20 protein-coding genes are annotated in these 19,827 nt (G+C 65.6%); 8 read left to right on the top strand and 12 right to left on the bottom strand.

What is annotated here, in order from left to right; translation table 11 throughout:
* The 3 genes from PH586_RS10210 to betC form a co-directional block, all read right to left on the bottom strand.
* Nucleotides 1-1,569: a SulP family inorganic anion transporter gene (locus PH586_RS10210; RefSeq protein WP_271347659.1), complete on the bottom strand. Its 1,569-nt coding sequence runs from the start codon at nucleotides 1,567-1,569 to the stop codon at nucleotides 1-3.
* Between the two features lie 118 nt (nucleotides 1,570-1,687).
* Nucleotides 1,688-2,575, bottom strand: coding sequence for a choline ABC transporter substrate-binding protein (choX, locus tag PH586_RS10205; protein WP_271347958.1), 888 nt, complete (start codon nucleotides 2,573-2,575; stop codon nucleotides 1,688-1,690).
* Nucleotides 2,576-2,666: 91 nt separating this feature from the next.
* Nucleotides 2,667-4,175 (bottom strand): choline-sulfatase, encoded by a 1,509-nt coding sequence (gene betC / locus PH586_RS10200; RefSeq protein WP_271347658.1) that lies wholly within the window; start codon nucleotides 4,173-4,175, stop codon nucleotides 2,667-2,669.
* A 114-nt stretch (nucleotides 4,176-4,289) separates the two neighbouring features.
* Between betC and PH586_RS10195 the strand changes: the two genes are divergently transcribed.
* Both PH586_RS10195 and pbpG read left to right on the top strand, forming a co-directional pair.
* Complete coding sequence (locus PH586_RS10195) at nucleotides 4,290-5,198, top strand: choline sulfate utilization transcriptional regulator (RefSeq protein ID WP_271347657.1); 909 nt, start codon at nucleotides 4,290-4,292, stop codon at nucleotides 5,196-5,198.
* A 139-nt stretch (nucleotides 5,199-5,337) separates the two neighbouring features.
* A complete protein-coding gene (gene pbpG / locus PH586_RS10190; protein ID WP_271347656.1) occupies nucleotides 5,338-6,252 on the top strand; it encodes a D-alanyl-D-alanine endopeptidase in 915 nt (304 codons plus the stop codon).
* A gap of 131 nt (nucleotides 6,253-6,383) precedes the next feature.
* Here the strand turns inward: pbpG and PH586_RS10185 are convergent, their stop codons facing one another.
* From PH586_RS10185 to trpB, 7 genes are all read right to left on the bottom strand, one after another.
* Nucleotides 6,384-6,860, bottom strand: coding sequence for a nuclear transport factor 2 family protein (locus tag PH586_RS10185; protein WP_271347655.1), 477 nt, complete (start codon nucleotides 6,858-6,860; stop codon nucleotides 6,384-6,386).
* A 29-nt stretch (nucleotides 6,861-6,889) separates the two neighbouring features.
* Nucleotides 6,890-8,962: a pyridoxamine 5'-phosphate oxidase family protein gene (locus tag PH586_RS10180; protein WP_271347654.1), complete on the bottom strand. Its 2,073-nt coding sequence runs from the start codon at nucleotides 8,960-8,962 to the stop codon at nucleotides 6,890-6,892.
* A 67-nt stretch (nucleotides 8,963-9,029) separates the two neighbouring features.
* Entirely contained in the window at nucleotides 9,030-9,656 is a 627-nt protein-coding gene (locus PH586_RS10175; protein WP_271347653.1) for a glutathione S-transferase family protein, read from the bottom strand.
* 225 nt (nucleotides 9,657-9,881) lie between these two features.
* Nucleotides 9,882-10,787, bottom strand: a complete 906-nt coding sequence (locus PH586_RS10170; RefSeq protein WP_271347652.1) for a LysR family transcriptional regulator — start codon at nucleotides 10,785-10,787, stop codon at nucleotides 9,882-9,884.
* Nucleotides 10,788-10,793: 6 nt separating this feature from the next.
* A complete protein-coding gene (locus tag PH586_RS10165) occupies nucleotides 10,794-11,705 on the bottom strand; it encodes a LysR family transcriptional regulator (protein ID WP_271347651.1) in 912 nt (303 codons plus the stop codon).
* Between the two features lie 177 nt (nucleotides 11,706-11,882).
* Complete coding sequence (trpA, locus tag PH586_RS10160) at nucleotides 11,883-12,692, bottom strand: tryptophan synthase subunit alpha (protein ID WP_271347650.1); 810 nt, start codon at nucleotides 12,690-12,692, stop codon at nucleotides 11,883-11,885.
* Nucleotides 12,689-13,900 carry a tryptophan synthase subunit beta gene (gene trpB, locus PH586_RS10155; RefSeq protein ID WP_271347649.1) on the bottom strand — a complete coding sequence of 404 codons (1,212 nt, stop codon included), beginning with the start codon at nucleotides 13,898-13,900 and terminating at the stop codon, nucleotides 12,689-12,691. The genes trpA and trpB overlap by 4 nt, the downstream gene beginning before the upstream one ends.
* A 140-nt stretch (nucleotides 13,901-14,040) precedes the next feature.
* Between trpB and PH586_RS10150 the strand changes: the two genes are divergently transcribed.
* The 4 genes from PH586_RS10150 to PH586_RS10135 all read left to right on the top strand — a co-directional run bounded on the left by PH586_RS10150 (nucleotide 14,041) and on the right by PH586_RS10135 (nucleotide 17,092).
* Nucleotides 14,041-14,928 (top strand): LysR family transcriptional regulator, encoded by an 888-nt coding sequence (locus PH586_RS10150; RefSeq protein ID WP_271347648.1) that lies wholly within the window; start codon nucleotides 14,041-14,043, stop codon nucleotides 14,926-14,928.
* A gap of 106 nt (nucleotides 14,929-15,034) precedes the next feature.
* Entirely contained in the window at nucleotides 15,035-15,250 is a 216-nt protein-coding gene (locus PH586_RS10145) for a dodecin (RefSeq protein WP_271347647.1), read from the top strand.
* A 347-nt stretch (nucleotides 15,251-15,597) separates the two neighbouring features.
* Nucleotides 15,598-16,599 (top strand): LLM class flavin-dependent oxidoreductase, encoded by a 1,002-nt coding sequence (locus tag PH586_RS10140; protein ID WP_271347646.1) that lies wholly within the window; start codon nucleotides 15,598-15,600, stop codon nucleotides 16,597-16,599.
* Nucleotides 16,600-16,666: 67 nt separating this feature from the next.
* Nucleotides 16,667-17,092 (top strand): OsmC family protein, encoded by a 426-nt coding sequence (locus PH586_RS10135; protein WP_271347645.1) that lies wholly within the window; start codon nucleotides 16,667-16,669, stop codon nucleotides 17,090-17,092.
* A gap of 106 nt (nucleotides 17,093-17,198) precedes the next feature.
* On the opposite strand, the gene PH586_RS10130 is transcribed toward PH586_RS10135, so the two are convergent.
* Nucleotides 17,199-17,612 (bottom strand): PA0061/PA0062 family lipoprotein, encoded by a 414-nt coding sequence (locus PH586_RS10130; RefSeq protein WP_271347644.1) that lies wholly within the window; start codon nucleotides 17,610-17,612, stop codon nucleotides 17,199-17,201.
* Nucleotides 17,613-17,693: 81 nt separating this feature from the next.
* Here PH586_RS10130 and PH586_RS10125 point away from each other — a divergent pair, with 81 nt between their 5' ends.
* Nucleotides 17,694-18,779, top strand: coding sequence for an aminopeptidase (locus tag PH586_RS10125; RefSeq protein WP_271347643.1), 1,086 nt, complete (start codon nucleotides 17,694-17,696; stop codon nucleotides 18,777-18,779).
* Between the two features lie 62 nt (nucleotides 18,780-18,841).
* Complete coding sequence (locus tag PH586_RS10120) at nucleotides 18,842-19,087, top strand: DUF1161 domain-containing protein (protein ID WP_271347642.1); 246 nt, start codon at nucleotides 18,842-18,844, stop codon at nucleotides 19,085-19,087.
* Between the two features lie 50 nt (nucleotides 19,088-19,137).
* Here PH586_RS10120 and PH586_RS10115 read toward each other — a convergent pair whose 3' ends face one another.
* Nucleotides 19,138-19,785 carry an HAD hydrolase-like protein gene (locus PH586_RS10115; protein WP_271347641.1) on the bottom strand — a complete coding sequence of 216 codons (648 nt, stop codon included), beginning with the start codon at nucleotides 19,783-19,785 and terminating at the stop codon, nucleotides 19,138-19,140.
* Nucleotides 19,786-19,827: the final 42 nt, after the last annotated feature.

Below are 19,827 nucleotides of genomic sequence, written 5' to 3'. Positions count from 1 at the left end.
TCAATCCTCGAACTGCACCGGGCACTGCTCGGCGCCTTCGAGCTTGTGGATTTCCTCGATCACCTGCGGTCGGGCGCGCCGCAGGATCAGGCTACGGTCCTGCGCGAGCAGGCGGCGTGCTTCCTGGTGGAGCATTTCCACCCCGGCGTAATCGATGAAGTTGACGTGGTGGGCATCGATGATCACCCGCTCGCCTTTGCTGCGCTGGATGATCTGTTGCAGGTAGTGGCAGGCGCCGAAAAAGATCGACCCCTCCACGCGCAGCAATTCCTCCTCGCCCTCCTCCCAGAACTTCACCCGCGGCTGCGAGGTGCGCTTGAGGTAGAAGAACAGCGAGGCCAGCACCCCGGCATAGATCGCCGTTTGCAGCTCCAGCAGCAGGGTGGCGAGCAGGGTCAGCAACATCACCAGGAACTCCGAGCGACTGACCCGGAACAATGCGCGTATCCCGGCAATATCCACCAGCCCCCAGCAGATCAGCAGGATGCTCGCGGCCATGCTGGGCAGCGGGATGTGGGCGATCAGGCGGGCGCCGACCAGGGCAAACAGGGCCACCAGCAGCGCGGAAAATACCCCGGCCAGGGGCGAGCGGGCGCCGGCCTGCAGGTTCAGGGCCGAGCGGGTGAAGGAGCCGGCCGACAAGGAACCGGAGAACCAGGGGCCGATCAGGTTGGACAAGCCCTGGGCGCGCACCTCCTGGTTGGCGTCGAGGAACTGCTGGGATTTGCTGGCCAGCGCACGGGCAATCGACAGGCTGGTGACCAGCCCGAGCATGCCGCAGGCCACCGCTGCCGGCAGCAGTTGCAGGATGCTCGCCAGCTCGAAGCGTAGCGGGCTGAACGGGGGCAGCTGGCCGTCGAAAGCACTGACCAGGGCGATGTCGCCGAGCTGGGCGGGCCAGGCCAATACGGCCAGGCTGCCGGCGACTATGCCGACCAGCAGGGCCGGCAGGCGTGGCCAGAATCTTCTTATCAGCAGGCTGACGCCCAGGCTGAAGAGGGCCAGCGCCAGCGAGCGCCAGTCGATTTCCGCCAGGTGTTCGCCGAGGTTGAGCAGGGTCGCCAGGGCCGTGGCCTGGCTGGGCATGCTGATGCCGATGAGGTTGGGCAACTGACCGAGTACGATCACCGTCGCGGCGCCCAAGGTGAAGCCGAGCACCACCGAGTGCGAGACGAAGTTGACCAGGGCGCCGAAGCGCAGCAGGCCGAGCAGCCACTGGAACAGCCCAGCGAGAAAGGTCAGCAACAGGATCAGCGCGATAAAATCGTCGCTGCCCGGCGTCGCCAGGGGGCTGACGCTGGTGAACAGGACGATGGAGATAGCCGCGGTCGGCCCGCAGATCAGGTGCCAGGACGAGCCCCACAGGCAGGCGATGATCACCGGCACTATGGCCGCATAGAGGCCGTACTCGGCAGGCAGGCCAGCGATCAAGGCATAGGCGATGGATTGCGGCAGAGCCAGGATGGCGCCGCTCAGGCCCACCAGCAAATCGTTGCCGAGGCTGCGGCGGCTGGTGTTGGGCAGCCATCTGAGGAAGGGCAGTAGGGTTTGACGGTTGGGTAGCTGCATGGCGACGTCTAGTTAGGGGCTGGAGGCGGACTGCCCCGGCGCGCAAAAGTCCCGGCCGATCCGGGGCGGCCAGCGCAGGCTGAACCTGGGTTCACCCTACGCAATCCAGCCTGGCGATTCAAAGCTTAGCTTTGACCGCCGCCATCGCGTCGCCGCCATCGCGGGTGGTGACGCCTTTGAGCCAGCCCTCGAGCATCGCCGGGTTGGCCTGGAGCCAGGCCTTGACCGCCTCGGTGTTGCTCGCCTGCTTGCTCAGCACCTGGTTCATGATGCTGTTCTCCATCTCTTGAGTGAAGCTCAGGTTGCTCAGCAGCGTGCTGACGTTCGGGCATTGCGCGGCATAGTCCTTGCGGGCCAGGGTGTTGACGCTGCCGCTTTCGCCAAAATATTGTTCGCCACCCTTGAGGTACTTGATGTCGTAGTTGACGTTCATCGGGTGCGGGGTCCAGCCCAGGAACACCACGAACTGGTCGCGTTTCACCGCACGACCGACTTGCACCAGCATCGCCTGTTCGCTGGATTCCACCAGTTTCCAGTCGCCCAGGCCGAACTCGTCGGACTCGATCATCTTGCGGATCGATTCGTTGGCCGGCGAGCCCGAGGCGATGCCGTAGAGCTTGTGCTTGAACTGCTCGGCAAACTTGTCGAGATCGGCAAAGGTCTTCACCCCAGCCTCATAGGCGTAGGTCGGCACTGCCAGGGTGTATTCGGTGCCGCTGAGGTTCTGCGCCAGCTTGGCCACTTCACCGCTGGCGACGAACTTGTCGTAGTTGCTTTGCTGCGCCGGCATCCAGTTGCCGAGGAAGACATCGACCTGGCCCTTCTGCAGGCCGGCGAAGATGATCGGCACGGCGAGGATCTGGGTTTGTGCCTTGTAGCCCAGGCCGTCGAGCAGGAAGCTGGTGATGCCGTTGGTGACCGCGATGTCGCTCCAGCCCGGATCGCCGAGTTTGACCGTGGCGCATTGGGCGTCTTCGGCCTGGGCCTGCAGGGTGCCGACAGCCATCAACAGGCTCGCGGCACATAGGGTGCTGATCTTTTTCATGGGGCATCTCCAGTTATTTTAGTTGTAGTTGCACGCTTGTCGGTTGTCGCGATTATGGCCGCGGGTAGCGGGCGCGGCGCTCCAGGTCGTCGAGGTCGATGTGGTTGCGCATGTATTGCTGGCTGGCGTCGACCATGGGTTGATGGTCCCAGCTCTTCAGCTTGCCCTTGGTCAGCGCCTCGGCGACGAAGCGTCGACGCCGCTGGCTGGCGAGGGTGGCCTGATGGATCGCCGGAATGTCCCAGCGCTGGCGTGCGTCCGCGAGGAACTCGGCCAGCAGGCCCTGGTGCTCGGGCGACTGGGCCAGGTTCTCCAGCTCGTGCGGGTCGTTGGCCACGTTGAACAACAGCAGCGGGTCCTGTTCGCAATAGATGAATTTCCAGTCGCCGCGGCGGATCATCATCAGTGGGCTGTTAGTGCCTTCACCCATGTACTCGCCGAGCACTTCGTCGTGCCCGCCGCTGCCCTGCAAGTGTGGCAGCAGGGAGCGACCATCGAGCGGCAGGCTGGGGTCCAGCGTGCCGCCGGCCAGCTCCACCAGGGTCGGCAGCAGGTCGGCGGTGGACATCGACTGGCTGACCCGGTGCGCGGCGAATTGGCGCGGCGCATGGACCACGAAGGGCACCCGGGCGGCCATCTCGAACCAGTGCATCTTGTACCAGAGGCCGCGCTCGCCAAGCATGTCGCCGTGGTCGCCGGAGAAGACGATGATGGTGTCCTCGGCCAAGCCGCAATCACCGAGGGTTTTCAGCAGCTTGCCGATATTCGCGTCGATATAGCTGCAGGCCCCGAAATAGGCGCGCCGCGCGTCCCGGATCTTCTCCGCGGGCAGCTCCTTGCCCCACAGGTCGATGACCTTGAGGATGCGTTGCGAGTGGAGGTCGAGGTCTTGCTGGTCGATGTTGACCCCTGGCAGCGGGATGTCCTCATCGCGGTACAGGTTCCAGAACTCTTCCGGGATGCAGTAGGGGTCGTGCGGGTGGGTCATCGACACCGTCAGGCAGAACGGCTGTTCGGCGTTCTCGCGGACGTGGTTGTAGAGGTACTGCTGGGCCTTGAACACCACCTCTTCATCGAAATCCAGCTGGTTGGTGCGCACGGTGGGGCCGGCCTGCAATACCGAGGACATGTTGTGGTACCAGCTCAGGCGCTCTTCCGGTGCGTCCCAGTTCACCGCCCAGCCGTAGTCGGCCGGATAGATGTCGCTGGTCAGGCGCTCCTCGTAGCCGTGCAGCTGATCGGGGCCGCAGAAGTGCATCTTGCCGGACAGCGCCGTGTGGTAGCCGAGGCTGCGCAGGTAGTGCGCGTAGGTGGGCACGTCGCCGGGGAAGTCGGCGGCGTTGTCGTAGGCGCCGATTTTCGACGGCAGCTGGCCGCTGACCAGGGTGAAGCGTGACGGGGCACAGAGCGGGCTGTTGCAATAGGCGGAATCGAATACCACGCCCGTTTCGGCCAGGCGTACCAGGTTGGGCATCTTGATCGGTGAGGCCGGATCATGGATCGGCAGCAGCGGTGCGGCCATCTGGTCGGCCATGATGAAGAGAATGTTGGGACGTTTCATGGCGAGCCGTTATTCCATATAAAAAATTTATGCGAAATTGCTGCTAGCGATAATCTGCCCTGCAAAAAATGTGGTAAACCCGCTGTAAACACATGACTCGGATAACTACAGCTTATGTTTGAGAGTATCGAAGGCGTCTCTCTGGATGTGTTGCGGGTGTTCGAGTCCGCCGCCCGCCATCTGAGCTTCACCGCGGCGGCGAGCGAACTGGGCAGCAGCCAGCCGGCGATCAGCCAGCAGATCAAACGTCTGGAGCAGCAGCTGGCGACCCGTCTGTTCGATCGGGTCTATCGCGGCATCGTCCTGACCGAGGCCGGCGAGATACTGCTGCGCTATGTGCGCAGCGGGCTGGAGTCGCTCGATGCCGGCCTGATGGCGGTCACCGCCCGGCAGCAGCACGAGGTCTTGCAGGTGGCCACCGATTTCGCCTTCGCCGCCTATTGGTTGATGCCGCGCCTGCCGCGTTTTCATCAGATCCACCCCGAGGTGGACGTCAGCCTGATCAGCAGTGCGCGCGACCTCGGCACCCTGCCGTCGGACATCGACGTGGCCATCGCCTTCGGCGACGGTCGCTTCAAGCATGGCGAGGCCCGCCTGCTGTTCAACGAGGAGGTATTTGCGGTCTGTAGCCCCCAGTTGCTGCGCGGCCGTCAGTTGCCGTTACCGGCGGCGGCGCTGGCAGAATTGCCGCTGCTGCACCTGCGCCCCGAGAGTCGCTCGCGCTGGTTTGACTGGAACGGTCTGTTCCATGCCTTGGGCGTCGCCGCGGCGCCCGGTGCCGGCGCCCTGCGTTTCGACAACTACACCCTGCTGATCCAGGCGGCGATTGCCGGCCAGGGCGTGGCCATCGGCTGGCACCATCTGGTCGACGAGCTGCTGGCCCAGGACCTGCTCTGTCGGGTCTGTGCCGGCGAGGTGCGTTCCGAATTCGGCTATTACCTGGTGCTGCCCGAGCGCAAACGGCGCCAGCGCCTGACTCAGCAGTTCGTCGACTGGCTGCAAAGCGAGTTGAGCGGCGCCTGACAGCATCCGCCGAACGGACAAAGCGGCGCCGCGCAGGCACCCTACACTACACTGCAAGGGCGGCAGCTGAGTGCCGTATACTGCGCCGGGCGCAAGGGACAGTGCCGACATCCTTCCACCCCATCCTGTGAATCGTCCTGTGAATATCCGTCATTCGCTCGTCAGTCTGCTGCTGATCTGCAGCTGCGTTGTAGTTGCATCGAACGCCCATGCCGCCGTCAAGGCGCCCCGTCAGCAAGAGCTTGCCGCCGGCAGTGCGCTGCTGGTCGACCTGCAGAGCAACCAGGTGCTCTACTCCAGCAACCCCGATGTGGTGGTACCGATCGCATCGGTGACCAAGTTGATGACCGCCATGGTCGCGCTGGATGCCAGGTTGCCGCTGGAGCAGGTGCTACCGATCACCATCCGCGACACCCAGGAGATGAAGGGGGTGTTTTCCCGGGTGCGGGTGGGCAGCGAAATCAGCCGTCGCGACATGCTCCTGCTGGCCTTGATGTCCTCGGAGAATCGCGCGGCGGCCAGCCTGGCGCACCACTATCCGGGCGGCCACGCGGCCTTCGTCGCGGCCATGAACGCCAAGGCCAAGGCGCTGGGCATGCGCAACACCCGCTACGTCGAACCGACCGGCCTGTCCGAGCACAACGTCTCCACCGCCACGGACCTGGTGCTGTTGCTCAAGGCCAGCCAGCAGTACCCGCTGCTTGGCCAGCTGAGCACCACCCCGGAGCAGACCGTGCGCTTTCGCAAACCCAACTACACCCTGGGTTTTCGCAACACCAACGCCCTGGTGCGCAAGGCCGGCTGGAGCGTACAGCTGACCAAGACCGGCTTCACCGACGAAGCCGGCCATTGCCTGGTGATGCGCACGGTGATGAATAAGCGCCCGGTGGCCTTCGTGGTGCTGGATGCCTTCGGCAAATACACCCACATGGCCGATGCCAGCCGCCTGAAGCGCTGGCTGGAAACCGGCAAGGTCACACCGGTGCCGGCCGCGGCGATCAGCTACCGCCAGCAGAAGACCCAGCAGCGGCGCTTGCAGGCGACGCAGCCTTGAACGGCCATGAACAACGCCTGTGCTCGGGGGCGCAGGTATCCCAGTGCTAGGCCCCTGCAAGCGTCGGCGCTCCAGCGTACAGAAAAGCCGTTGTTGCGGACTGCCAAAACGGCTTTTGCATGGGTGGACGGCTACAGGCCCAGCTCGCTCAGGCCGGGGTGATCATCCGGGCGCCGGCCTGGCGGCCAGTGGAACTTGCGCTCGGCGGCACTGATCGACAGGTCGTTGATGCTGGCGTAGCGCAGGCGCATCAGGCCCTGCTCGTCGAACTCCCAGTTCTCATTGCCGTAGGAGCGAAACCAGTTGCCGTCGGCGTCGTGCCACTCGTAGGCAAAGCGCACGGCAATGCGGTTGCCGTCATGGGCCCAGAGTTCCTTGATCAGGCGATACTCCAGCTCGCGTTGCCACTTGCCTTCGAGGAAGGCCTGGATCTCGGCGCGGCCCTGGGGAAATTCGGCGCGGTTGCGCCAGCGACTGTCGACTGTATAGGCCAGGGCCACCCGCTGCGGGTCGCGGCTGTTCCAGCCATCTTCGGCCATGCGCACTTTCTGTATCGCCGTTTCGCGGCTGAAGGGCGGCAAGGGTGGACGGGTTTCAGTGTCATTCATGGGGTTGCCTCGCAACAATGGGCGGTGGGTTAAAGGTCCAGCACCAGGCCGTGACCCTGTGGATCGAGCGCCGGAATGGCGCAGCAGATCAGCACTGCTCCGCTCGGCGGCAACTCGGCCGGCGGAATCGGGTAATGCACCTGACCACTGACCAGGCGGGTGCTACAGGTGCCACAGGAGCCGCCCCGGCAGCTGAATTCCGGGTTCAGGCCGCGCCTCTCGGCCAGTTCCAGCAGGCTGCCACCCTCGGGCGTCCAGCGCGCCTCTTGGGCCGACCGGGCAAACAGCACCGGCACCGAAGCCGTCGCGGCTGGCGGTTGTGCGTGCGCCGCTGAGCCTGGGTCGGGCTGGCGGCGCAGGGTCGAGGGGCCGAAGGTTTCGGCGTGGATGCGCGCGTCGGCGATGCACAATGCGCGCAGGCAGTCATACAAGTCCTGAGTGAAACGGCTCGGCCCGCACAGATAGACATCGAAGTCGTCGAAGGGCAACAGCGTCTGCAACAGCTGGGTGTCGATGCGTCCCGTCCGTTCGAAGTCCGCGCCTTCGCGGGCATGAGCCTCCGGCTGGCTGAGCAGGCGCAGCACGCTCAGCGCATCACCGGCGCGGTTCATCAGTTCTGCCAGTTCATCCTTGAACGGTAGCTGAGCGAGGGTGCGCGCGCTCTGCACGAAGAAGGTCCGGCGGGTGCGGCGGATTCGTTGGCCCTGATAGACCACCTCGCGCAGCATCGACAGCAGGGGCGTCACGCCGACGCCGGCGGCCAGCAACACCAGTGGCCGCGGTTCGTCGGCAGCGACGACGAAACTGCCTTGCGGCGCCCGTGCCTCGATCAGGTCGCCCACCGTGACGTGCTCGTGCAGGTAACTGGACACCGCACCTTCGCGTTTCACGCTGATGCGCCAGCAGTCATCCGAGGGTGCGCTGGACAGGCTGTAGGTGCGGATCAGTGGCGTCGAGGTGCCCGGCAGGTGCAGGCGGATGGGCAGGTGCTGGCCGGCTTGAAACAGCGGCAAGCCGGCGGCGTCGCCGGGCTCAAGATAGAACGAACGGATAGTCGCGCTTTCCTCCTCGATGCGCGTCACCCGCAGGCGGCGCCAGCTGTGGCGCAGCGCTTCGCCCTGCAGGCGGGCCTGGGCCTGGGGCCAGGAGCCGGTCATCAAACTGTTCGGCGAAAAGCCCTGAAATGTCCAGCGCAGCGCCAACGCCGCCGGCCGCCGTACCAGCTGGGTGACGTGCAGTCGCCAGAGCCGTTCGGCGCCCTGAAAGGCCGCCACTTCGGGGCCATCGAAGATGATCTCGCTGTGGCCGCTGAGCTGCAGCAGATCCCCGTTGTTGAAGTCGATGAACAGCAGGCCGGCCCGCGGGTTGAGCAGCAGGTTGCCGAGGGTGTTGAAGTGCAGGTTGCCGGCGAAATCCGGAAGGCTCAGGCAGTCGCCCTCGACCCGGACGAAACCGGCCTGGCCGCCGCGATGGGAGACATCCACCGAGCGCCGCGCGGGGTCGCCGTCCGGGTCGATATAACTGGCGACGAAGCAGCTATCGGCGCCGCGAATCAGCGCGCGGGCGGCCTCATCCAGGGCGCCTAGGCGCTGATGTTGCAGGCCTTGGCGTGGTCCTGGCTCGCGGACGAAGTGCGCTTCGCGCTGCTGAATATATTGCGGGCAGTTGCCGAAGGCCTGCTCCACCACCACAGCGAAGCCGGTCGCGGAAGAACCCGTCACATGGCCGTTGACCCGGTTGCGCCGGCGGCTGTGCAGCTCGATGCCGAGCAGGCCGACCGCCGCGCCATCGGCCAGATTGGCCGCCGCCGGGTCGCTGGCGTCGGGCCGGCAGTCCAGTTGCAGCAGGCGCGGCTGCGGCGCCTGGACAAAGCCCGGCCGGCCTTCGAGGATGCTGGCCCAGGGGTTACCCTCGGCATCCACCGAACCCAGCAGGATAAAGGGCAACTGGCGGTAGAACTCGCGATGCTGCTCGGGCAGGTGATTGCGGATCACCCGGCGGCCGAACTGCTCCATGCGCTCGGCCACGCCGACGCGTTGCTGCAGGGCCTTTTCCCCGGCATGCCAGGGCGAGGGGGTGTTTTCGTGAGGCGGGGAAACCATGGCGACGACTCCAGGGCTACTCTGGCGACAGGGCGCCGGTCAGCGTGCGGGCAACCGGCGCGGCGAATCAGGCTTGCAGGCCGGCGGCCGTCCGCGGCATCGGCACGAAGCGCGGCAGCGCTTCGATACGCGCCAGCCAGGCGCGGATAGCCGGGTAGTCGGCCAGCGACACGTTGCCCTCCGGCGCATGGGCGATGTAGCTGTAGCAAGCGATGTCGGCGATGCTTGGCTGCTCGCCAACCAGAAACTGCCGACCCTGCAATTCGACCTCGATCACCTGGAGCAGGGCGTGGGCGTTGGCGATCACTTCTTCGGCGTTGTAGGGCGCGCCGAACACGCTGATCAGGCGTGCGCGGGCGGGCCCCGCCGCAAGCGGCCCGGCGGCAACCGAGAGCCAGCGCTGCACGCCGGCAGCCGCTGTGGCATCGCTGGGCAACCAGCCAGCGTCGCCGTATTTCAGCGCCAGGTAGACCAGAATGGCATTCGAGTCGGCCAGCACGGTGCCGTTGTCATCGATCACCGGCACCTGGCCGAAGGGATTCATCGCCAGGAATTCGGGTTGCTTATGGGCGCCCGTGGCCAGGTCGACGAACACCAGTTTGCTTGGCAGGCCGAGCAGGGACAGCATCAGCTCGACCCGGTGGGCGTGGCCGGACAGGGGATGATGAAACAGTTTGATGGCGTTCTGGGTCATGGCAGGCTCCGCAAGGCAGTTGAGTGGATCGCTCGGCGGCGGGTGCTATTTGCAGAGGCCGCGCCGCTGGACGTGATCATCCATTCCCGATGGAAATTGCAGAATCACCAGAAATGACAATCCACTGTTTCAGTTTCTGCAATAACCCCCGAGGCCGTTGCAGTCCTGCTCGGCCGTGCGCCGAGCTTGTGCGGTTCGGCTTGTTGCGACAATCGGTGGCGGCCGTCAGCTTGGATTGAGCGCGGGGTGCTGGCGCAGCTTCGCCGCGGCGAAATCGACGAAGCTGCGCACCCGCGCGGCGGCCCGGCGGCCTTCCCGGTAAACCAGGTGGACCGGTTGGCTGGGCAGTTCGAAGGCGGTCAGCACCGTTCGCAGGTGGCCCGCCTGCAGTTGCGCATGAATCTGATAGCTCATGCAGCGGGTCAGGCCGGCGTCCCGGCAGGCCGCCGCAATCGCCGCCTGGGTGGTGGCGCAACTGAGGCGCGGCTGCAGGTTCACCGTCAGAGCCTGACCATTGTGCTGAAAGCGCCATTCCGGCAAACGCGTATCGGCACTCGAATGGATGATCTGCCGTGCCCTCAAGCTCTGCGGGGTCTCGGGCTCGCCCTGCGCGGCCAGGTAGGCCGGGCTGGCGCAGACCACATGACGAATATGCCCGACCCGCAGGGCGTACAAGGACGAGTCCACCAGTTCGCCGACCTGGATGGCGACATCCAGCCCTTCCTCGTGCAGGTTGGGGACGCGGTCCAGGTACTGGCCGAGGATCTGCACCTCGGGGTAGGCATCCAGGTAGTCGAGCAGGATCGGCGTCAGCACCTGCTGACCAAACAGCAGCGGCGTGGACAGCCTCAGCAGGCCACGCGGCTGCCGGTGCAGGCCGCTGGCCAACTCGTCCGCCTCGGCCACCTCGCGCAGGATGCGCTGGCAGTCCAGGGCGAAGCGCTGGCCGGCCTCGGTCAGCCGTACGCCGCGGGTGCTGCGGCTCAGCAGAGGCGCGCCGAGACGCTGCTCGAGGGTGGCGATGGCGCGGGTCAGCGTCGGTGCGGACAGGCTCAGGCGCCGCGCCGCCGCGGCCAGGCTGAGGGCTTCGGCCACGGCCTGAAAGGCGCGCATCTGTTGATAGCGGTCCATGCTCGGTCAGCGCGCCGGCGGATTGAGTGCCGCGTCGCCGCGCAGGCGCTCGACGCAATAATCGACAAAGCTGCGCACCTTGGCCGGTACCCTGCGACCGCCTTGATAGACCACGTGGATGGGCAGCGGCGCTGGCTCGAAGCGCTCCAACAGCAGCTCCAGCTCGCCGGCGGCCACCTGCGCGGCCACCTGATAGGAGAGCACGCGGGTCAGGCCCCAGCCCAGTTGGGCGGCATTGATCGCGGCCTGGTTGGCGCTGACCGCCAGGCGCGGCTCTGGGCGAATGCTCAGCACCCCTTCGGGCGCGCTGAATTGCCAGTCGGTGAGCAGGCTGCTGCTGCCGGCGAGAACGATGCGCGCCGCGTGCAGGTCGCGCGGATGGGCCGGCCGGCCGTGCCGCTGCAGGTAGGCCGGGGATGCGCAGACCACCTGGCGCACGTGGCCGACCGGCACGGCGTGCAAGCCGCTGTCAGGCAGGTGGCCGATGCGCACGGCGACATCGATGCCCTCGTCGACCATGCTCGCCACGCGATCGAGCAGCAGGGCCTTGATCGTCACCGCCGGGTGCTGCTCGAGGTAGTCGACCATCAGCGGAGTGACGAACAGTTCGCCGAACAGTACCGGGGCGGTCAGGCACAGCAGGCCACGGGGCATGGCATGGCTACCGGCGGCGGATTCCTCGGCCTCCTCCAGCTCGACGAGAATCCGTCGGCAGTCTTCCACATAACGCTGGCCGGCTTCGGTCAGGTGCACGCTGCGCGTGGTACGCGCCAGCAGCAGGGTGCCGATGCGTTCTTCGAGGGCTGCCACCGCGCGAGTCACGCTGGGCGGCGACAGACTCAAGCGGCGGGCGGCGGCGGCAAAGCCCTGCTCCTCGGCGACGGCGAGAAACACCTGCATCTCCTGAAACCTGTCCACTCGCGCATCTCCTGTTGGGCGGGTCATTCCATTATGGGCAACAGTATTCGGATTTTGACTGTGGTTATTCTGTATTTCTTCTAGTCAGGTGGCTATCGATGCTCGCCTGCAGGTTCTTCCCAAACAAAAAAGCCGCTACACCTGTGCGGCAATAGCGGCTTTTTTGGCTGGCGAGGGTTACAGGCGGGCGTTGCGCACCCCGTCGGCCAGGTCGCGACACAGGCTCAGCACGCCCTGAACGGCCTGTTCGCTGTCCTCGGCATGGGCGATCTGGTCGATCAGCGCCGAGCCGACCACCACGCCTTCGGCCAGGCGGGCGATGGTCGCCGCGTGTTCCGGGGTGCGGATGCCGAAGCCGATGCTGATCGGCAGGTCGGTATGCCGACGCAGGCGGGCCACCGCTTGCTCGACGTGCTCCAGGGTTGCCGCGCCGGCGCCGGTGACGCCGGCCACCGAGACGTAGTAGACGAAGCCGGAGCTGCCGTTGAGCACCTTGGGCAGGCGCGCATCGTCGGTGGTCGGGGTGGTCAGGCGGATGAAGTCCAGGCCTGCCGCTTGCGCCGGATCACAGAGGTCGATGTTATGTTCCGGCGGCAGGTCGACCACGATCAGGCCGTCGACTCCCGACTCCTTGGCCTCGGCGATAAAGCGCGCCACGCCGTAATGGTGGATCGGGTTGAAGTAGCCCATCAGCACCAGCGGCGTGTTCTGCTCGCCTTGGCGAAACTCGCGAACCATCTGCAGGGTCTTGGCCAGGTTCTGTCCGCCGTCCAGAGCGCGGATATTCGCCAGCTGGATCGCCGGGCCATCGGCCATCGGGTCGGTAAAGGGCATGCCCAGTTCGATCACGTCGGCACCGGCCGCCGGCAGGCCCTTGAGGATCGCCAGCGAGGCGGCGTAGTTGGGGTCGCCGGCGGTGACGAAGGTCACCAGGGCGGCGCGGTTCTGTTGTTTCAGTTCGGCAAAGCGCGTCTGTAGGCGGCTCATGCTTGGTTCTCCAGTTCGCCCATGTGGTGCATCACGGTTTGCATGTCCTTGTCGCCGCGCCCGGACAGGTTGACCACCATCAGGTGCTCCTTGGGCAGCGTCGGCGCCCGCTTGAACACTTCGGCCAGGGCGTGGGCGCTTTCCAGCGCGGGGATGATGCCTTCCAGGCGGCAGCACTGGTGGAAGGCGTCGAGGGCTTGCTGGTCGGTCACCGAGGTGTATTCGACCCGACCGACCTCATGCAACCAGGCGTGTTCCGGGCCGATGCCGGGGTAATCCAGGCCGGCGGAAATCGAGTGGGCGTCGATGATCTGGCCATCGTCGTCCTGCAGCAGGAAGGTGCGGTTGCCGTGCAGCACGCCCGGTACGCCGCCGTTGAGGCTGGCGGCATGCTTGCCGGTTTCGATGCCGTAACCCGCCGCCTCGACGCCGATAATCTGGATGTCCTGGTCGTCGAGGAAGGGGTGGAACAGGCCGATGGCATTGGAGCCGCCGCCGATGCAGGCCACCAGGCTGTCGGGCAGGCGGCCTTCCTGAGCGAGGATCTGGGTGCGGGTTTCCTTGCCGATCACCGCCTGGAAGTCACGCACCATTGCCGGATAGGGGTGCGGGCCGGCCACGGTACCGATCATGTAGAAGGTGTTGTCGACGTTGGTCACCCAGTCGCGCAGGGCCTCGTTCATCGCATCCTTGAGGGTGCCGGTGCCGGCGACCACCGGAATCACGGTGGCGCCCAGCAGCTTCATGCGAAAGACGTTGGCCTGCTGGCGGTCGATATCGGTGGTGCCCATGAAGATCACGCATTCCATGCCGAAGCGCGCCGCTACCGTGGCGGTGGCCACGCCGTGCATGCCGGCGCCGGTCTCGGCGATGATGCGTTGCTTGCCCATGCGCCGCGCCAGCAGGGCCTGGCCGATGCAGTTGTTGATCTTGTGCGCGCCGGTGTGGTTGAGCTCTTCACGCTTGAAGTAGATCTTCGCGCCGCCGCAATGCTCGGTCAGGCGCTCGGCGAAATACAGCGGGCTCGGCCGGCCGACGAAGTCGCGCTGGAAGTAGGCCAGTTCTTCGAGGAAGCTCGGGTCGGCCTTGGCTTTCTCGTATTCCGCGGCCAGTTCGTGGATCAGCGGCATCAGGGTTTCGGCGACATACTGGCCACCAAACGAGCCGAACAGGCCGTTGGCATCGGGGCCGCTGCGGAATGAAGTCATGACGTTCTCCTGGGAGTGTTGGGCGTCTGGGAGGCGGGGCATGGCGACCTGCGGCTCCTGCGACAATGGACACAGGATAAGGCTGTGGGGGCCGGGACAAAAGCGATAAGATTGCCGCAACCTGTCAGGAAAACTCACAGATGACCCGAGCGCTCCCCCCCCTCAATGCCCTGCGTGCGTTCGAGGCCGCCGCCCGCCTGCAGAGCGTCAGCCTGGCGGCAGAACAGCTGCATGTCACCCACGGCGCGGTCAGCCGCCAGCTCCGGGCGCTGGAGGAGCACCTCGGCGTGGCCTTGTTCGTCAAGGACGGGCGTGGCCTTAAACTCACAGATGCCGGGGTACGCCTGCGCGATGTCAGCAGCGAGGCGTTCGAGCGGCTGCGGGCGGTCTGCAGCGAACTGCAGCAGGGGCAGGCCGAGGCGCCCTTCGTCTTGGCCTGCCCGGGCAGCCTGCTGGCACGCTGGTTCATTCCGCGCCTGGATCGGCTCAATCGCGAACTGCCGGAGTTGCGCCTGCAACTCTCGGCCAGCGAGGGTGAGCTGGATCCACGCCGCGCCGGGGTCGACGCCACCCTGTGGTTTGCCGAGCCACCCTGGCCGGCGGACATGCAGGTGTTCGAGCTGGCGGTCGAGCACATAGGACCGGTCTTGAGTCCGCGCTATGGGCGCTTTGCCGCGCTGCACCAGGCACCCGCAGCGGCACTGCTGGGCGAACCCTTGCTGCACACCAGCTCGCGTCCGCAAGCCTGGCCGAGCTGGGCGGCGCGCAATGGCCTCGAGTCGGGCGCACTCAAGCTGGGTCAGGGCTTCGAGCATCTCTACTACCTGCTGGAGGCCGCCGCGGCTGGCCTGGGCGTGGCCATCGCGCCGCAACAACTGGTTGCCGACGATCTGGCAGCCGGGCGTCTGGTGGCCCCCTGGGGGTTCGTCGCAACCCCGGCGCGGCTGGCCTTGTGGGTTCCCGCGCGGCGCCTGGACAAGCGCGCGCAGTGCCTGGCCGAGTGGCTGCGCGGCGAGTTGGCGGGCTGAAGGCGGCGATTCGACCGCCGCCTGTACCGCTCATCCGAGCAAAGAGAAACCGCGGACTGCCGACTTATCGACTAGCGTTTAACTACCCCTTCGAGGAGAAACCGCCATGTCTGATCACCACACCTACAAGAAAGTCGAAGTAGTCGGCTCTTCGCGCATCAGCAGCGATGAGGCGATCAACAATGCCCTGGCCGAGTGTGCCAAGTCGATCCGCAACCTGGAATGGTACGAAGTCCTGGAAAACCGCGGGCATATCGAAAACGGCAAAGTCGGCCACTATCAGGTGACCCTCAAGGTCGGTTTCCGCATCAGCGATAGCTGAGCAGCCCCTTGGCTTAACAGCCGCCCAGCGATCCTTGAAAATATGCAGCCCGAAGGCAATCCGGGGCAGGGGGCTTGTGACCACGGTCGTGCCCCGGATTGGCCTGGGTCGATGCGGGCGACGCTAGCCGGGTGGATAACCGGCAACCCATCCCCCGCGCTGGTGGATGGGTTGTCGGTTTGCCACCCTCCTGCAGTCCTGGCGCACTGACATAGGATCTGCCGCGCGCCGTGCAGCGCAGGCGGCGCCTGCTGGCCGGTCGTCCCTGGACGCCGTAAAGTATGCCCACGCATTCCACTCGGGTGTCGACTCGCCTCGATAGACCGTATTCGAACAGGCAGGGGCAGATGAGCGCACTCGCACAGACCAAGATTTCCACCCTCGACCTCGCGCCGATCCGCGATGACGGCGGACCCGAGCAGGCGTTGCACAACTCCCTGGCACTGGCCCGACATGTCGAGCGCCTCGGTTTCACCCGCTTCTGGGTGGCCGAGCACCACAACATGGACGGTATCGCCAGTTCGGCGACCGCGGTGCTGCTGGGTTACCTGGCCGCGGGCACCACGACCATTCGTGTCGGCTCCGGCGGGGTGATGCTGCCCAATCACGCCCCGTTGGTGATCGCCGAGCAGTTCGGCACTCTCGCCACCCTGTACCCGGGGCGCATCGACCTGGGACTGGGCCGCGCGCCCGGCGCCGACCAGTTCACCGCCCATGCCCTGCGCCGCGAGCGCAGCGGCAGCGCCGATGACTTCCCCCGCGATGTCGAGGAGTTGCAGGGCTATCTGGGCCCACGCACGCCGAATCAGCGGGTCATCGCCATGCCGGGCACAGGCACCAATGTGCCGATCTGGCTGCTCGGTTCGAGCCTGTTCAGCGCCCAGTTGGCGGGCGAGAAAGGCCTGCCCTATGCCTTCGCCTCGCACTTCGCGCCGCGCTACATGCACGAGGCGATTCGCGTCTACCGCAACCACTTCAAACCCTCGGCGGTGCTCGATGAGCCCTATGTGATGCTCGGTGTGCCACTGGTAGCCGCCGACAGCGACGAGCAGGCGGACTACCTGGCGACCTCGGCCTACCAGCGCATTCTTGCCCTGATCCGTGGCCACAGCCTGGTGCAGAAACCGCCGGTCAAGAGCATGCAGGGGCTGTGGCTGCCCCACGAAAAAGAGGCGGTTGCCAGCTTCTTCGGCATGGCGGTGGTCGGCGGCCCGGAGAAAGTCCGGGCGCGCCTGGAGGTGCTGCTGGAGCAGACCGGCGCCGACGAGCTGATCTTCACCTGCGATCTTTACGAGTTCGCCGACCGCTTGCGCGCCTTCGAGATTGTCGCCCAGGTGCGTGCCGGCTAAATCGCCGCGAACTTGTCGCGCCTATAGCCCTCTGAACTCTGTAGCCCTTATGCAATGGAGCGTTTAGATGAAAAAGACAGCATCGGCCCACTGGCAAGGCGGCCTCAAAGACGGCACAGGCACTATTTCCACCCAGAGCGGTGCCTTGTCCAGCAGTCCCTATGGCTTCAATACGCGTTTCGAGGATCAGCCGGGCACCAACCCGGAAGAGCTGATCGGCGCGGCCCATGCCGGCTGTTTTTCCATGGCCCTGTCCAAGGAACTGGGTGACGCCGGGATGACCGCCGAAAGCATCGAGACCAAGGCCGAGGTAACGCTGGACAAGGTCGACGGCGGCTTCGCCATAACCGCCGTGAATCTCAGCCTGCGCGCGAAGATCCCGGGTGCGGATCGGGCCGCCTTTGAGCAGGCGGTGGAGGCCGCCAAGAATGGTTGCCCGGTATCCAAGGTGCTGAATGCCGAGATCACCCTGGAAGCGGTGCTCGACAGCTGAGCGATGTAGACCGAGCGCGGCTCAGGGTGCAGCAACCCATGCCTGGCCCACTCATCGGCATTGTGCCGATCCACCCGTTGCCGGCGGATCGGCTTGCCGGCTCGTGCTAGAACACGCCGCAGCGCAGTACCTTGGCCCGTGCCAGCACATTGCGTTGCGCGTCGTAGAGCCAGGCCTGGGCACTCATCGCCAGTTCCCGCGCTTCGATCCGGTAGCGCTGACCGGCGGCGAAGTCGTCATAGCGCACGCGGATCTCGCAGGTGCGCTGGACCGGCTCGGCCATCAGGCTGCCGCCGCCCGGCACGTCGAACTGGTAGCGTGCGATCAGTTCGTGGGCGCCCGGGGTGATCTGGAAGTAGCGGCCATCGTTGACGCGCTGGCCGTCGAGTTCCTCGGCCATCAGCAGATCGCTGGCCGTGGTGTACAGGTCGACCCAGGCCAGGCCGGGGTCGCGCGGCGGCAGCGGTGAGGCACAGGCGCTGAGAAGCAACAGGCCGACAATCAGGGCTGGATAACGCATGGAAGACTCCGCAGTTAATGCTATGCAATTAGCGTACGCCGATAGTGCGGACAGCAGCTGCAATGCGCTAGCGTGCTGGGTATGACCTATCGCATCGCTCACTCTTTTGTCGACACCATCTGCCGGCCCTGGGTTCCGCTGCTGGCGGCGCTGCTGTTACTCGGCGGTTGCGGCACCCTGGATTATTACGGCCACCTGGCCCGGGGTCAGCTGCAGTTGCTGCAGGCGCGCCAACCGGTGGCTGCCTTGCTGCATGATCCGCAGGTGGATCCCGGCCTGCAGCAACGCCTGATTCTGACTCAGCAGGTGCGCGACTTTGCCAGTGCCGAGCTGGACCTGCCGGATAACCGCAGCTACCGCCTGTATGCCGATATCCAGCGGCCTTTCGTGGTGTGGAACCTGTTCGCCACGGCGGAGTTTTCCGTCCAGCCCGAGCTGCACTGCTTTCCCATCGCCGGCTGCGTGGCCTATCGCGGCTACTACAGCCTGGGCCGCGGCCGTGGCGCGGCGGCCCTACTCAAGCAGCGCGGCTTCGACACCTACCTGGCCGGGGTCGAGGCCTATTCCACCCTGGGCTGGTTCGACGACCCGATTCTCAGCAGCATGCTGCGCTGGAGCGATGAACGCCTGGTGGCGGTGATCTTCCACGAACTGGCCCACCAGCAACTGTATGTGGCCGACGACACCGCGTTCAACGAATCCTTCGCCACCTTCGTCGAGCGCGAAGGACTGCGCCAGTGGCAGCAGGCGCGCGGCTTGGGCTTGAGTGCCGGCGGGCGTCGCGAAGCCAGGCAGCATGAACAGTTCATCGCGCTGGTGCTGGCCAGCCGCGCGCGCCTCAAGCAACTGTATGCCCGCGACCTGACAACAGACGCCACGCGGGTGGCCAAGCAGGCCGAGTTCGAACGTCTGCGCCAGGAGTACCGCGCCCTGCGTGAGCGCGAGTGGGGCGGTCGCGGCCGCTACGACGCCTGGGTCGCGGCGCCGCTGAACAACGCCAAGCTGCTGCCGTTCGGCCTGTACCACAAGTGGGTCCCGGCGTTCGCCACCATCTTCGCCGAGGTCGGCGGCGATTGGTCGCGCTTCTATCGACGAGCCGCCGTTCTCGGCAAGTTGCCAGCCGGGGACCGCACCGCGGCACTGCAAGCCTTGGCCAAAGCCCGCTAGAACTTGCTGTACCGCGCGCCAGTCAAACAGGGGAGAGTTTCGCAACAGCAAGGCGGTGCACGATGAACCGATGGACAGTGGCGGTGCTGCTTGGGTTGCTCGGCAGCGTTGCATGGGCGGCGCCCAAGCCCTGCGAGGAACTGAAGCAGGAAATCGAGGTGAAGATCCAGGCCGCTGGCGTGTCCAGCTACACCCTGGAGATCGTCGACAACGACGAGGTGCAGGATCAGAGCATGGTGGTCGGCAGCTGCGCCGGCGGCACCAAGAAGATCATCTACCAGAAGAACGGCGGACAGGAGAATGGGTGAGTCGCGTAGTGGCCTGTCCATCCGCGCCTCACGCCTGCCTATCCCGGGTCTCAGTCGATAAAGGCCCGGTGCAGTTCGGCCAGGCTGGCGAAATGATAGGTCGGCGCCTCGGCCTGCAACTCCTCATGGCTGCCGAAACCATAGCCCACCGCCGCCGCATCCAGGCCGTTGCGCCGTGCGCCGATCAAATCGTGCTTGCGGTCGCCGATCATCAGGGTGCTATTGGCCGATAAGCCTTCCCGCTCCAGCAGATGGCCGATCAGCTCGACCTTGTCGGTGCGCGTGCCGTCCAGTTCGCTGCCGTATATCACCTTGAAGTGCCGGGCGAAATCGAAGTGCCGGGCAATCTCCACGGCAAATACCGCCGGCTTGCTGGTGGCGATATACAGGGTTCGCTGCTGCGTGAGCAGCAGTTCCAGCAGCTCGCCCACGCCATCGAACAGCCGATTCTCATACAGCCCGACCTCGCGAAACCTTTCGCGGTAATGCCCCACCGCCCGCCAGGCCGTGGCCTCGTCGAAGCCATAGGTCTGCATGAAACACTGCAGCAACGGCGGGCCGATGAAATGCTCCAGCGCCTGCAGGTCAGGTTCGACGATGCCGAGTTGCGCCAGCGCATGCTGCACCGAACGGGTAATCCCCTCGCGCGGGTCGGTCAGGGTGCCGTCGAGGTCGAAGAGGATGTGCTGGTAGTGCATGTCACTAGTATCCAGGGGCTGAAAACAGGGCAAGGACGACGC

This window comes from Pseudomonas aestuarii (genome assembly GCF_027988105.1).
Lineage (GTDB): Bacteria > Pseudomonadota > Gammaproteobacteria > Pseudomonadales > Pseudomonadaceae > Aquipseudomonas > Aquipseudomonas aestuarii.
The sequence above is the reverse complement of the archived record's forward strand: the minus strand, read 5'-3'. Positions and strand labels throughout refer to the sequence as shown.

Bases quoted from the DNA above. Each gene is read 5' to 3' on its own strand.
- PH586_RS10210 (WP_271347659.1), bottom strand. From the start codon at position 1,569: ATGCAGCTACCCAACCGTCAAACCCTACTGCCCTTCCTCAGATGGCTG.
- choX (WP_271347958.1), bottom strand. From the start codon at position 2,575: ATGGCTGTCGGCACCCTGCAGGCCCAGGCCGAAGACGCCCAATGCGCC.
- betC (WP_271347658.1), bottom strand. From the start codon at position 4,175: ATGAAACGTCCCAACATTCTCTTCATCATGGCCGACCAGATGGCCGCA.
- PH586_RS10195 (WP_271347657.1), top strand. From the start codon at position 4,290: ATGTTTGAGAGTATCGAAGGCGTCTCTCTGGATGTGTTGCGGGTGTTC.
- PH586_RS10185 (WP_271347655.1), bottom strand. From the start codon at position 6,860: ATGAATGACACTGAAACCCGTCCACCCTTGCCGCCCTTCAGCCGCGAA.
- PH586_RS10180 (WP_271347654.1), bottom strand. From the start codon at position 8,962: ATGGTTTCCCCGCCTCACGAAAACACCCCCTCGCCCTGGCATGCCGGG.
- PH586_RS10175 (WP_271347653.1), bottom strand. From the start codon at position 9,656: ATGACCCAGAACGCCATCAAACTGTTTCATCATCCCCTGTCCGGCCAC.
- PH586_RS10170 (WP_271347652.1), bottom strand. From the start codon at position 10,787: ATGGACCGCTATCAACAGATGCGCGCCTTTCAGGCCGTGGCCGAAGCC.
- trpA (WP_271347650.1), bottom strand. From the start codon at position 12,692: ATGAGCCGCCTACAGACGCGCTTTGCCGAACTGAAACAACAGAACCGC.
- trpB (WP_271347649.1), bottom strand. From the start codon at position 13,900: ATGACTTCATTCCGCAGCGGCCCCGATGCCAACGGCCTGTTCGGCTCG.
- PH586_RS10150 (WP_271347648.1), top strand. From the start codon at position 14,041: ATGACCCGAGCGCTCCCCCCCCTCAATGCCCTGCGTGCGTTCGAGGCC.
- PH586_RS10145 (WP_271347647.1), top strand. From the start codon at position 15,035: ATGTCTGATCACCACACCTACAAGAAAGTCGAAGTAGTCGGCTCTTCG.
- PH586_RS10140 (WP_271347646.1), top strand. From the start codon at position 15,598: ATGAGCGCACTCGCACAGACCAAGATTTCCACCCTCGACCTCGCGCCG.
- PH586_RS10135 (WP_271347645.1), top strand. From the start codon at position 16,667: ATGAAAAAGACAGCATCGGCCCACTGGCAAGGCGGCCTCAAAGACGGC.
- PH586_RS10130 (WP_271347644.1), bottom strand. From the start codon at position 17,612: ATGCGTTATCCAGCCCTGATTGTCGGCCTGTTGCTTCTCAGCGCCTGT.
- PH586_RS10125 (WP_271347643.1), top strand. From the start codon at position 17,694: ATGACCTATCGCATCGCTCACTCTTTTGTCGACACCATCTGCCGGCCC.
- PH586_RS10120 (WP_271347642.1), top strand. From the start codon at position 18,842: ATGAACCGATGGACAGTGGCGGTGCTGCTTGGGTTGCTCGGCAGCGTT.
- PH586_RS10115 (WP_271347641.1), bottom strand. From the start codon at position 19,785: ATGCACTACCAGCACATCCTCTTCGACCTCGACGGCACCCTGACCGAC.